This window comes from Pedobacter kyonggii (assembly GCF_004310665.1).
Lineage (GTDB): Bacteria > Bacteroidota > Bacteroidia > Sphingobacteriales > Sphingobacteriaceae > Pedobacter > Pedobacter kyonggii.
The window spans coordinates 56,794-70,464 of record NZ_SIXF01000030.1 but is presented as its reverse complement, the minus strand read 5'-3'; the positions used below and the strand labels follow the sequence as shown (position 1 = coordinate 70,464).

Genomic DNA, 13,671 nt, shown 5'->3' with positions numbered 1-13,671 from the left:
TCGCCGCCACAGAGAAAAACAGATTTAAGGGAGTAGAAAACATCCTTCCAGGAATACTTGCTTTGGGCAGCAACGCAGGGCAGATGTGCATGGCAAAGTTTATCGATTTCTAATTTGTTTAAGTAGTCAAAAACAAAATTTATGCCTCCGAAAGAGGATATTGGATTTGAATTTATTATTTTCACAGCAGTAATATTGGTCAACACTAATTTAAGTGAATATTACCTTGCTGCAAAACATTATTTATCAAGGTTTTGCAGCATTTTTTTTTATAACATGCGGACATTAGGAGCTATCGGATCAGCATGACGTTTAAGACTTATACCCGCCATAAAAAGATAAGGCTCCCCATCGCGGAGAGCCTATATCCAACTAACAAAACATATTTTTTTGGGTAATCCTTAGCTTACATTATCCCTTTTTAACCAATTTATATTCGATTACCGGTTTACCTCGTGTACCACCATCTGCAGAAATATAGCTAACAAATTTTAATTTGTACACATTTCCAGAGCCATCTTTAATCACATAAAAAACTTTTGAGTCAACAGCACCTCCTACACCTTGTGAATTAGGCGAGGTCCTCCATTTTGATCCAATCACATCTCTATTAGCTAAAAAAGTTATACTTGCAATGTCTGATTCTGAAAACGTGGTGTAATTTTTTGTATCGGTAACCGCAACAGAAGCCGCAGATACTCCAGCTATATTGTTAATGAAAACCATGTCTGAAAAGGCATATGGGAACGTGCTTGTCCAATACATACTGTAACCCCAAACAATATCCCAGCTTGCTTTTGCAGGCTCGGCAGTAACAGCTGTTCCTTTAACTAAGGAGGCGAATTGGAAATTGGCTTCAGCGTTTTTAATCACATCCAATGTTTTAAATGTAATTTCGGTTACTTTAGCATATTGTAAAGTGTAGCCAGTTGTACCTTTTCTGATTATCCTAATTTTATAAAGCTCTTCGTTAGCAAGCACGGTTGCTGCACCACCTTTTCTATTGATGATATATACCTTATTTTCAGCATCAGTTGAGGAGATAGCTGCAATAGCAGTTTTATTTAAGATATTAGCTTCCCTGCCATCATCAACTATTGAAAAATTACCCAGGCCTTGACCAACTTTTAATGCATTAGGATCAAAATCGGCGATTGTCACGGCATTTAAATCTGTTTTATTGATTACTGAAACAGAAGCTCCATTACTTGAATTTAAGATTACTTTAAAATCTGTTCCAGAATAAAAGCCTAAATCCCAGCTATCTCGTTCTATAGCAGTTTGTTTATCAGCACTAAAATCTACATAGACACTATTTCCCGCGGCGCTTCCAGCTTCAGCACCAATTAATCCGTTAAGGGTTAAAGTACTTCCATCAGATGGAGGAGCAACAAAAATAGGTTCTTCTGTGTTCTTTTTGCAGGCCGTAAATGTTACAGCTAAAAACGCGATAGCGATTAATGAGTTCAGTTTATTCATGTTATTATAATTAATGTTGTTTATTGTTAAAGTTTATTCCAGTTATAGGTAAGCCCAAGCACATACGATCGGCCATAACTATACGGAACATCGCCACCTGTGCTGTGTGCTCCACCAGTTGCCGTTGAAGTGTTGCTCAATTGTGTAACATCAAAGAGGTTTTTAATACCTGCATTAATGGTTAAAGATTTAAATAGATTTTTGTTCAGCATTAAATCTGCGGTATGGAAATCGCCAATTTTTGTCAGTTTTACTGAGCTAGGATCATTTTCAACAGTAAGTTTATAGTTTGGTAAGCTCCCTGTATATTTATAAAAGAGGCTGATACTCCCATTTATTTTCGGAAGTGTATAAGTTATATTCGAGTTTACTTCCGTAGCCCATGCAAACTCAGGAGTCTCCAAGTCTGGATTGCTTACGATTAAATCATTATATCGGCCGATATATGATACGCCGAGTGTAGCCTGAATATTTTTATAAATCAATGTATTGTCTAATGTAGCGCCTGTCGTTTTATACTTATCTACATTAAATAGTGAGGTTATGGAATTATCTGTAGGAGACTGAGCAAAATTAATCCTGTTTTTAAACAAATTGTAGAAACCCGATAGGGTAGAACGGAACTGCAAATCTTTTTCATGTATGCCGGCCCAGGCCAAGGAGCCATTAAAACTGTTCGATTCTTCGGCTTTTAAATGGGGGTTACCTAAAATATTATGACTGGCATCTACAAAATCGTAATATAATTCCCTCAATGCCGGAGAACGAAAACCTTTAGCATAAGCCAATCGAAGATCTAAATCTTTGGTTAAAGTGAACTTGGTATTTAATGATGGAATTACAGGAGGTGCATCGTAAATGGAGTTTTTAATAAACCTCAATCCTGGCCGTACACTTATTCCACTAGCAAGTCTAATCTCGGCAGAAATAAATGCAGCATAATCATTAATTACAGGTGATCCGTTAATTCTCTGTCCGCTAGCAGCATCTCTATTGTATTCGATACCAGGCTGAAATGAAACTGACTTATTTAACACGTAAATTGCAGTGGCCCTAAAAATAGCTGAGTTGAATTTTGCTATATCTTGTTCACCCTTATCGTCACTTAATCGTTCAGTATTGTTTGTAAAATTATGGATAACGGTATGGGTTGATCGTTGTAGATCAGTATATCCTCCTATAGCTGTGACCTGTAATTTATTGTTTATCCTCCATTCAGACTGCAATTGTTGCGTATAACGTTTGGTGGTATAGGTTGACAGCTTCCCTTCGAAACTTGATGGGTTTATTCCAAAACGCGAATCGATATCCTCGTTTAGCCCATCTAAGCGGTACCATATACTAAAGTTTTGATTTCTATACCCGATTTTAGTATTTCCAAGCCATTGCTCCTTAGGTTTCCATTGATTTTTATAGCTGTTAAACTCTTCTAAAAATGATGTTTTCGGAGCCATATTCCAGCCACCGAAATCGTTATGCGAGGCACCAAGCAAAACACTCCAGCCTTTTTGCTGCCAACTAATACTTAAATTCTGATTATGCTGGCCTGCACCATTGAGTAGGTTATATTCTTTTCCAGCACTTTCTTCCTGTATACGCGCATTAACGCTTAACAATTGCTTTCCGGGATTTTTGGTTATGATATTAATTACTCCAGCCAGCGCATCAGTACCATACACAACAGACATCGGACCTTCTACAATTTCTATCCTTTCAATGGTGTTAATGTCGATTTGGTTTAAACTTTCGCGGGCATCAGATCGGTCTACCATCGGTACACCATCCAATAAAATTTTAATATTTCGGCCAGTCATCCCCATCAAAGAAACATCGGTTGTACCTAAAGTTAAATCGTTGCTAAAACGGAAACCGAGTTCGGTATTTAAAATCTGCTGCACATTGGTGGCAGCTCTTAGCTTAATCCGATCTGCACTTATTGTTTTTACATTGTATACCGAGTTCCTCAAGCTTTGTGGTCCATATTGTCCCGTAACCACTACATCTTTTAAATCATTTGCCTTTGTAGTATCAACTTTAATTTCTTGAGCCACAGTAACAAATCCACAAAGCGATAAGGCAATTGATAAATATATCTTCATTTATTTAGACTAATTATAAATAATTGTGCAAATTTGTAGATAATCACCAAAAACAGATAACGTTAAACGGATAATTAATACCGCCAAACGGATTAAATGAATATGGAGCCATCATGATTTTTCAAATCACTAAACGTGATGAATAAAAGCATGAGCACTTCAGCACCCTTAAAAAAACCGAGCTTTTGCGAGCTCATTAACTAAGCGAAGCGTTCTCTTGAACACCATTTAGAAAATAAATGCCATTGAATAATAAGCAATACATTAATAATTTATACAGATGATAATTAAACTCTCAGGCTATCCTAATGGAAATATCATTTATAACAATACTTATCCTGATAATTTTGAAAGCATAAACGACATAGATGAGGCTGTTGTAACATTAGATGAGGACGATGTAAAGTACCAAATAAAAGAAATGTGGTTTAGAGGGATCCACATTGGCATTATTGAGATCCATCCGAATCAGCAAGAGAATTTTTGCTTTGAATCTTCTCAGCAACATATCGGTTTTTTATTTTGTCTGAGCGGTGCGATTAACTATTATTATAATCATCAGCACGATAATTTATTATCATTGGCTAAAAACGAGCAAGACTTTAATGCTGTCAGCGTTAATTCGATCAAATTTAATATAATAGAGAAAACCAGATACCTTTATATACAGCTCACAGAAGATTATTTTAGGCAGGTAACAGGAGGAAAACCCGGTAACGATATTAAAACCGGCATCCAAAAGTCCATCAGCCCGGAAATCGGCTTGATACTGCATCAAATTATTTATCCTAAACACGAGGGTCGAGTAAAACGTCTGTTCCTTGAAGCCAGGATATTTGAGTTGGTTATTGCTTATTTTAATCAAAAACAAGAGAAACAAACACACGTTTTAAAAAAGGAAGATATAGAAAAGATTCTGTTGGCCAAACAATTGGTTGAACATGATTTACAAAGGCCTAATTCATTAATGGAACTTTCGCGTAAGGCTGGGATTAATGACTATAAACTTAAAAGAGGATTTAAAGAACTAACCGGTTATACAGTGTTTGGCTATTTATATAAAATCAGGATGGAAAAGGCGTATTATTTTCTATCCAAGGAAAAGAAAATGGTTAATGAAGTTGCTTTTCTTGTAGGTTATAAAAATGCACAACATTTTATCACCGCTTTTAAAAAACAGTACAGTGTTTTACCGGGAAGTTTAAACAAAAGCTAGAAATTTAGCGCAAACGTTTGTTTATTCTTTTACCTCGTTTACAATCAAATCAGACTCTACAATGGTGTTGTAGTAAGCCTGGTTCTCAGAATTAGGGCTATGAATAAGATCTAACAGAATATTAGCTGCTTTTTGTCCTTGTAAATATGGGTATTGTTCAACTGAAGCTACCGGCGAATTATCAAGGTAGCTGATAATTGGCAGATTTGCATAACTCACGATGTCAAAATCATTAATTACATTCAGTTTTTTGAAATATTTAATCAGGAAGAGTGCTACATAATCGTTAAAGGCTACAATTGCTGTAGGTTTACGTTTATGATTTAAAAATTGATTGGCAGCGTCGATGGTACCTTCTTCAGTTAAATCGCAGTTCACCACCAACGATGGATCAAATTTTAAGCGGTTAAAAGTAATCGCCTGCATATAGCCATCTTTACGTTCCTCACTTGCATATAAGGTACTTGGCCCATTAATCATCCCAATACTTCTATGTCCTTTTTTTAAAAGATAATTCACGGCTTTAATTGTTGCACTTTCTAAGCTGCAAGCTACATAATGTACGTTTTTAAAAGGAGGTATCCGGTCGAAAAATACGACAGGTATATTGAATGAATTGAGTTTCTCGAAATGATCAAACTTTGAAGTGCCTTTACTGATGGATACCAATAAACCATCTACCCGTTGATTTTTCATTTTTTCAACGAGCTTTACTTCCTGTTCATAATTATCGTGCGACTGCGCAAAAATAACCGTATAGTTTTTCTTAATGGCTTCATCTTCAATTGCAGAAATAGCAATAGAGAAAAAGTGTTCTGATAGCTCAGGTAAAATTACGCCAATGGTATATGTTTTCCCTTTTTGAAAAAGAATTGCCGCATTATTAGGCTCATAGTTTAGAGACTTCGCCAACTGCTTAATTTTCTCCCTGGTTACCGCTCCAATGCTTGGATGATCGTGCAATCCCCTGGAAACACTGGATGGAGAAATGTTTAAGATTCTGGCTATTTCTTTGATGGTTGTTGGTTTCGACTGCATTCTGAGTGCTAAACTACATTAAATTTCTTCAATATGTAATAATACAAAATTAATCAAACGTTTGCGCTGTTTTTTTTTCTCATTTCTTTCCTCCGCTATATAAATATCAATACTTTCGGAAAAGCTAAAGGCCATACGTTCTGAAAAATAATAATATAAAAATTATAAATAGAAAGCAATTTTAGTCCCTTAAAAAACAAAATTGATATACAGTTATAAATTACACCCCAATGATTAGCAATGGTACCCCTTCAATTTAGAGGGGTATTTAAACAAAAAAGACGAGAAGTGTTCGTACCACTCCCCGTCAAATTGGGTTATTTTCCTGCAAGCAGGCACAAAAGTTATCTAAGCTATATGTTTAACCCTTATTCAAAGGTATAAATTTTACGCATTTTTTAACATCCTATTTATTCTTAAAAGCTGAAAATACTTTATATTTTACTGCATTTTTAACCAAATAAACAACGAACAGAAAAGGCTAAACATGTAGTGGATATTTAGCCAAACAAATAAAAATTTTTATTCTAAAAAATCCCCCTTAGCCTGTAGCGGATTTTCACTTTATATAAATGATATTAATATTTTATTAAATTTAACATGAGGTTAATAAAGGAAGTTCTTTCTTTGGCATTCTTTAAAACCTAATAGTCATTCCCCTAATTGTGCATATGTACGAAGAATTAGAAAGTAATTTTTTTCTTATTGTAAAATTGAATAAAGCAAAGGCATTTGGCCTGGTGTTCGATGCTTATTGGAATGCACTTTATAAACAGGCTTACAAAAAGGTCCACTGCAATGATCTTGCACAAGACCTTGTGCAGGATGTATTTGTTAGTCTTTGGGATAAAATAGAGCTTTTAGATGCCGAGCGTAGTGTATTGGCTTATCTTTTTGCCATTCTCCGTAACAAAATCTTAAAACTTTACGAAAAAGATGAGGTTCGCTTAAGGTATGCCATAAGTGTAACATCAAGTGCAAGCCCATCCGATGTACATTCCCAAAACTCGCTCCTCGAGAAAGAACTGAAAGCAATTATCGATATCGAAGTAGCTCGGATGCCAATCCGGATGAAAGAAATTTATATGCTTAAAAAAGAAGATGACCTCTCTATTAAGCAAATAGCTGAAGATTTGTCATTATCTGAACAAACGGTAAAAAACCAGCTCCAAATGGCTTATCAACGTTTACGTACAAAGATTAAAAATTACGATTCTTCTTTGGCCTTACTGGCATTGTTTTTTGCTAAACATTTATAGTACATTTTCTTGTACCAGGCGCAAATTGATGCGCTATGCAATAAAAAGGTGTTTCCAAAAAATAATTAAAAAAAATAAAAAACCGTATGGTACTTTTTGTAGCGTAACCGTATAAATCTATAAAAGCAACTATTTTGAATACCGACGATATTAAATATTTAATAGAAAAGTATAATAATCAAACCGCTACATCAGATGAAAAAATGATAGTGGAGCAATGGTATGAGCGCATAAATGGTGCAGAGTTTACTGAAAATCAATTTAGTGAAGAAAAGGTCAAAAAGCAGATTTTCCAGAATACTACATCAAGAATTGATCATAATAAGGTTCAGCGAGAGCCGAAGAAAATTAAATTATTTTATAGTTTATTTTTCAAAGCTGCCATTATTATCATGGTTTTACTTGCAGGCGTCTATGTCTATTTAAAACAAACAGGACGTGATCTTTTGGTAACATCTTCTGAACAAAAAAAGACTAAAATAATTCCGGGTGGAAATAATGCCGTGCTGTTATTAGCCGACGGATCGCAGATCATTCTAAATAAAGCTTCGGATGGTCAGATCGCAGATCAGCCTGGTGTTAAAGTAGTTAAAACCAAGAGCGGAGAATTGATTTATCGTTTTGCAGGAAACACAAACCCTAAATCTACAGCTATTAATACCGTAATAACCCCGCGTGGCGGCCAATATCACCTGGTTTTGGTTGACGGAACAGAAGTATGGTTGAATGCGGGCTCTTCTATTAAATTTCCAACAGCTTTTACAGGTAGTGATCGAAGAGTAGATGTAACTGGAGAGGTTTATTTTGAAGTAGCTAAAAATAAGGCCAAGCCTTTCATTGTAAGTACTAATAAATCAGAAATAAAGGTTTTGGGTACACATTTTAATATAAATGCCTATGACGATGAAGAGTATCAGCGCACTACATTGCTAGAGGGTAGTGTTGAAATTAAAAGTGGTAAACAAACAACACGTTTAACGCCTGGGCAACAGGCAATTATCAAAGAAAAAACTGAAGGGATTAAAATCGAGAAAATAGAAGATCTTGAAGCAATAATTGCATGGAAAAACGGTTATTTTCAGTTTGAAAAGGCCGATCTCAAATCCGTAATGCGCCTGGTTTCGCGCTGGTATGATACCAAAGTCAGTTATAGCGGTACTATACCAACCAAAGAGTATACGGGAAAAATACCTCGAAACGTAAGTGTATCAAAACTGATCGAAATGCTCGCTTATACAGGTATCCATTGCAGAGTAGAAAACAACCAGATTATTGTAAACCAAAAATAAACAACAAAACCAAATAAATAACTAAACAAACCAAAATATATGAGGATATAATACACAAAGAAAAGACCATTCGAGTTAATTTTCTCTGAACAAATGCGCAGAAGTGTTCGTACCATTTTCTGCCATCGTTTTAGAGATAAATTTTTCTGTGCAGATGAATCTGCAACAGGAACACAATAAGTTATCTAAGCTATAATGTTTTAAACCCCAAATTCAATCATGAATTTTATTACATTCTTTAACACCGTATTTAAGACACGGTGTAAACCTGCACAATTAATATTGGTGATGAAGCTAACCGCAATATTGTTATTAGTAAGCCTCTGTCAAGTAAGCGCCGGTGTTTACAGCCAGAACATTACGTTGAAACAAAGAAATGTTCCAATAGATGTGATATTTAAATCGATAGAGAAACAGAGCGCATATGTTTTTCTGTACGATAATTTAGAGCTTCAAAATATTCAGAAAATAAGTATTGATGTAAAAAACACACCTATTGACCAGGTATTGGACCTTTGTTTTAAAAATCAACCACTGAGTTATAAGATTTTTGATAAAACAATCGTATTGCGCAAAAAGACCATTGAACCTATATATAAGTCAATATTCGAAACCATCAGCGGAAAAGTAACCGATGAAACTGGACAACCAATTGTTGGAGCGAGTATTTTGGTTAAAGGAACTAAAATAGGTGCTACAACTGATGCGAATGGTGCATTCTCTTTAACCGCATCAGCAGGCTCAACATTAGTTATATCCTATATTGGCTACATTTCAAGGGAAATTAATATAAACGATAGTAAAAATTACACGATTATTTTACAACCTGCATCAACAGAGTTAACTGATGTAGTAGTTACTGCACTTGGCATTAAGCGATCAGAAAAATCGTTAGGTTATGCAGTTCAAAAAGTGGCCGGTAAAGATTTACAAACTGTTAAAGGCGTAGATGTGGCTACCTCACTAACCGGCAGGGTTTCTGGTTTGGTCATTAAAAATTCAACAGAGTTTAACGCCCGACCAACCATCGAACTACGTGGTGAAAATGCTTTATTAGTTATAGACGGGGTACCTTACGGTAACTTGTCATTGAGAGATATTCCTACCGATGATATTGAAAGTATGGATATACTTAAAGGACCAACAGCATCGGCACTATATGGTTCAAGAGCATCTGGTGGGGTACTTTTAATTACAACAAAAAAAGGTGCAGCCGGCAAGGGGCTTTCTATTGATGTGAATAGCAACACCATGACTTCGCTGGGTTTTCTCGCTATCCCGGAAGTGCAAAGCGCTTACGGTCGTGGTCAAAATGGCGTAATCGATAACGATTATGTTTGGGGGCCAAAGTTGGATGCAGGTATAAGGGCCAGGGATTGGAACCCGGTTACCAAACAGTTTGAAGATAACATGCTTTTGGAATCGAAAGGGAAAGACAATTTAAAGAATTTCATGTCAAATGGCCTTATTTTAAACAATAACCTAAGCATTGCCCAATCTGGCGAAAATGGAAGTTTCAGGATTGGTCTGAATGATATCTATAATAAGGGCCAGTTTCCAAATCAAAACCTAAATATGGTAAACTTAACCATGTCTGGCGAAATGAAATTGAGTGATAAATTTAAACTCGAAGGCCATATGGGTATAAGCCGTCGTTGGGCCGATCAGGTTTGGGGAGGTGGTTACAACAACCAAGGTTATCTGTATCAATTGGTGATGTGGACAGGAACCGAATATGATATCCGCGACTACCAGGATTATTGGAAGGTGCCCAATAAAACACAAAACTGGATATACACCAACTGGTATGATAACCCATATTTAATTGCTTACGAAAAGTTAAATGGAATCCAAACCAATACCATGAACGCCAATGTTACCGCAACTTATCAAATTAGCAACGATTTCAATTTATTGGTGCGTTTAGGTTATGATAACTATAATAACAAAACAACTTTCCGTAATCCCACAGCAAATATTTTCTCTACCCGTGGAGGCGCAGTAAACGGGAGTGGATGGGACGCCAAGGGAATGTATTCCATTGATGATTCAAAAGGATTCAGCACAAACGATGATGTGATTCTAAGCTATAAAAAGAAACTGAACAAGTTTTCTATAGATGCCTTGGCAGGAGGAACAGTTTACTATTATATCGATGAAAGTTTAAAAGGAACAACAAAAAATGGATTAATTTCGCCAACCTTCTATTCTCTGGCAGGTTCTGTCGAACCACCAACTGTTTCTCAAACTTATGGTACCAGACAAATCAATAGTTTATATGGAAGAGCGTCAGTTGGTTATAATGATGCTATTTTTATTGATTTTACAGGAAGAAATGACTGGAACTCCGCACAACCAAAAGAATCGCGTTCTTATTTCTACCCTTCAATTGGTTCGAGTATAGTTGTATCTGAGCTCGTTAAACTTCCAAAGGTAATTGATATGTTCAAAATCCGTGGATCTTGGGCAGTATTTAAAACGGCTCTGGGAGTATACGCAAACAACAGAACTTACAGTACAACTACCGCTGCCTGGAATACTTTAAACTCAGCGAGCTATCCCGCATCATTGTTAGGCAATAGCTTGCTTCCTAGTTCTCAGAGAACATACGAAATTGGAGCTGCAGGTTATCTATTCAAAAAAAGACTGCATTTTGATGTAGCCTATTTTAATAAATATTACTATGACCAACAGGTGAGTACAGCTATTCCTGCTTCATCTGGTTTCACATCTACTTTAGTGAATACGCAAGAAACTTACGAAAGAAGGGGACTTGAAATTACAGTTGACGGTTCTGTAATCCGAAACAAAAATTTCGAATGGTATTCAACCATCAATTGGTCTAATCAGCATCGCTATTATGTAAATCTGGATCCTGTATATTCTGCCGATAATTTGTGGGTAAAAAAAGGCGAAAGATTGGATACTTATACCGATAACTATTGGGTAAAAGATCCTGAAGGTAATGTAATTCACGAAAGTGGTTATCCTGTATGGAGCGATTATGTTAAAAAATTAGGCTATGGCGATCCCGATTTCAGCTTTGGCTTTATCAATAATTTTAACTACAAAAACTGGTCACTAGGACTGAACATCGATGGACGAATCGGTGGATTGATGTACAATTATATTTATGATAAGATGTTCGATTCTGGCACCGCGCCTGAAACAGATAACATATATCGCTATAACCAAGTTGTACTCGGTAAGAATGATTATGTAGGGCAAGGCGTTAAAGTGATATCAGGTAGTGTTACCTACGATAGATACGGACAGATTACCAGCGATACCCGTAAGTATGCAATAAATGATGTACCAATAGGTTATCAGGATTACGCACAATGGTACAGAGGTGGTGATAACAGAGTCCAGAATGAATCATTTATCAAGCTGCGTGAAATTTCGCTTGGTTATCGTTTGACATCAAAAACGGCGACTAAATTAGGGTTAAAGAGCGCATCATTTTCTTTAACAGGCCAGAACCTATTTATGTGGACGAATTTCAAATATTCCGATCCTGATGTAGATACAGAAAACCTGAACTCACCATCAATGAGAATGGTAGGTTTTAACATTAAAGTAGGTTTCTAATTATTTATTGTTTTTAAAGCGCATTTTATGAAAAGTAATTTTTTTAAATATACCTTATTACTACCTGTATTTGTAATGATAAGCAATGGCTGTAAAAAGTTTGAGGCCATTAATACCAATCCGAATGCAACTACCCAGGTAAATTCGGCTATGCTGGCTACAAGTATGATTTTAAATATCACCAGGAGCGATATCAGCAGCACCAAATCTTTTATGCAACCATTTCTACTGTCTAAATATTTAACTTGGGGAGAAGGCCAGGAAAACTTTCAGTACAACAAAATAAGCCGTACCGATTTTAATAGAATAGCCTTATTGCGTAATGTTGCTCCGATGGAAAATTATGCAACTGATGAAGGACTTAAAAAATCTTATCGGGCCTTAGGACATTTCATTAGGGCATGGCAGTTCTTTATGACAACCATGCAAGTAGGAGATGTTCCATATACCGAAGCTGTAAAAGGAGAATCGGATGCGATATTACAGCCCAAGTATGACACTCAAAAAACAGTCTTTCTTGGCATATTAAACGAATTAGATCTAGCCAATACCTTATTCGCAGCAGGTTCAAATTTCGAAGGCGATCCGATTTTTGCAGGCAATACCGATAAATGGAGAAGATTGGTCAATAGTTTTGAGCTACATGTACTCATCAACCTCTACAAAAAAACAGGCGATGCCGATCTAAAGGTAATTGAACGCTTTAAGGATATTGTAAGCAACCGTCCATTAATGAGAGATTATAAGGATAATTTTGCACTTGCTTACAATGCTACAGCTGGTCAAAATTATCCTTGGAGCGATGTCCCAGCCGGATCTGGCAATTCTTTTGTGAAATCTAATTATACCATGTTGACCAATGTATTGTTAGAACCATTAAAGGCAACAAATGATAAGAGACTGTTTTATTATGCCAAACCATCACCTGTTAAAATTACTGCTGGTGTTTCACAGTCTGACATTTCCGCTTATCCAAGTATAGAGCCTTCAGATTCGTTTTCGAGCTTGCAGACCAGAAGGGTAAATAAAGATTATACCGATATCAATATCAGGTATGTAAATCTTGTAAATGCTGAACCTGTGGGTGTTTTTAATTATTGGGACCTGCAGTTTATTCTGGCAGAAGCAACTATACGTGGCTGGATAACAGGTACTACAGCACAAACTTATTATGCAAACGGGATTACTAATTCTATGAAGTTTATTGCACAGTACACGCCTGATCTTTCCGACTATCATCATAACATGAAAATGGATGCCGCGTATATTGATGCCTTCCCAGCCAGCGTTGTACTAACAGGTAGTAGTGAGCAGCAGATTGCACAAGTAATTACGCAAAAATATTTAGCTAGTTTTTTACAGGGAAATAAATACCAGGGATGGTTTGAGAACAGGAGGACAGGATATCCGGTATTTAAGCTTAATGCTTCAACAAACCTAAACTCACCCTCAACAAACTTTCCTTTAAGGTGGCTATACCCATCAAATGAACTGAGTTACAATTCGGCTAATCTATCTCTTGCAGTTGCAAGTCAGTATGGCGGTAGCGACGATGTAAATCAAACCATGTGGCTATTAAAATAACGCGCTACCACTCACAATTAAAAGTCCTTCAATTATAGAAGGACTTTTTTTCTTTCACTGAAGTAATCCATACGTCATATATAGCTGTGATCTGATTTTTTTAAAAGCATATTCCT

8 protein-coding genes are annotated in these 13,671 nt (G+C 36.2%); 5 read left to right on the top strand and 3 right to left on the bottom strand.

From position 1 onward, the window contains the following. Positions 1-411: 411 nt before the first annotated feature. Together EYS08_RS21235 and EYS08_RS21230 are read right to left on the bottom strand one after the other, a co-directional pair. Positions 412-1,479, bottom strand: a complete 1,068-nt coding sequence (locus EYS08_RS21235) for an HmuY family protein (RefSeq protein WP_131031989.1) — start codon at positions 1,477-1,479, stop codon at positions 412-414. Between the two features lie 26 nt (positions 1,480-1,505). Further along, entirely contained in the window at positions 1,506-3,578 is a 2,073-nt protein-coding gene (locus tag EYS08_RS21230) for a TonB-dependent receptor plug domain-containing protein (protein WP_131031988.1), read from the bottom strand. A 280-nt stretch (positions 3,579-3,858) separates the two neighbouring features. Between EYS08_RS21230 and EYS08_RS21225 the strand changes: the two genes are divergently transcribed. Further along, the gene (locus EYS08_RS21225; RefSeq protein WP_131031987.1) at positions 3,859-4,794 is read left to right on the top strand and encodes a helix-turn-helix transcriptional regulator; all 936 of its coding nucleotides are present in this window, start codon (positions 3,859-3,861) and stop codon (positions 4,792-4,794) included. Positions 4,795-4,815: 21 nt separating this feature from the next. Here EYS08_RS21225 and EYS08_RS21220 read toward each other — a convergent pair whose 3' ends face one another. Further along, entirely contained in the window at positions 4,816-5,832 is a 1,017-nt protein-coding gene (locus EYS08_RS21220) for a LacI family DNA-binding transcriptional regulator (protein WP_057934384.1), read from the bottom strand. A gap of 671 nt (positions 5,833-6,503) precedes the next feature. Between EYS08_RS21220 and EYS08_RS21215 the strand changes: the two genes are divergently transcribed. The 4 genes from EYS08_RS21215 to EYS08_RS21200 all read left to right on the top strand — a co-directional run bounded on the left by EYS08_RS21215 (position 6,504) and on the right by EYS08_RS21200 (position 13,555). Continuing rightward, the gene (locus EYS08_RS21215; protein ID WP_131031986.1) at positions 6,504-7,091 is read left to right on the top strand and encodes an RNA polymerase sigma factor; all 588 of its coding nucleotides are present in this window, start codon (positions 6,504-6,506) and stop codon (positions 7,089-7,091) included. 134 nt (positions 7,092-7,225) lie between these two features. Beyond that, positions 7,226-8,380, top strand: coding sequence for a FecR family protein (locus tag EYS08_RS21210; protein WP_131031985.1), 1,155 nt, complete (start codon positions 7,226-7,228; stop codon positions 8,378-8,380). A gap of 219 nt (positions 8,381-8,599) precedes the next feature. Further along, a complete protein-coding gene (locus tag EYS08_RS21205; protein WP_131031984.1) occupies positions 8,600-11,971 on the top strand; it encodes a SusC/RagA family TonB-linked outer membrane protein in 3,372 nt (1,123 codons plus the stop codon). A 27-nt stretch (positions 11,972-11,998) separates the two neighbouring features. Continuing rightward, positions 11,999-13,555 (top strand): SusD/RagB family nutrient-binding outer membrane lipoprotein, encoded by a 1,557-nt coding sequence (locus EYS08_RS21200; protein WP_131031983.1) that lies wholly within the window; start codon positions 11,999-12,001, stop codon positions 13,553-13,555. Positions 13,556-13,671 lie beyond the last annotated feature (116 nt).

Coding starts and splice junctions, on each gene's coding strand:
- EYS08_RS21235 (WP_131031989.1), bottom strand. CDS start 1,479: ATGAATAAACTGAACTCATTAATCGCTATCGCGTTTTTAGCTGTAACA.
- EYS08_RS21230 (WP_131031988.1), bottom strand. CDS start 3,578: ATGAAGATATATTTATCAATTGCCTTATCGCTTTGTGGATTTGTTACT.
- EYS08_RS21225 (WP_131031987.1), top strand. CDS start 3,859: ATGATAATTAAACTCTCAGGCTATCCTAATGGAAATATCATTTATAAC.
- EYS08_RS21220 (WP_057934384.1), bottom strand. CDS start 5,832: ATGCAGTCGAAACCAACAACCATCAAAGAAATAGCCAGAATCTTAAAC.
- EYS08_RS21215 (WP_131031986.1), top strand. CDS start 6,504: ATGTACGAAGAATTAGAAAGTAATTTTTTTCTTATTGTAAAATTGAAT.
- EYS08_RS21205 (WP_131031984.1), top strand. CDS start 8,600: ATGAATTTTATTACATTCTTTAACACCGTATTTAAGACACGGTGTAAA.
- EYS08_RS21200 (WP_131031983.1), top strand. CDS start 11,999: ATGAAAAGTAATTTTTTTAAATATACCTTATTACTACCTGTATTTGTA.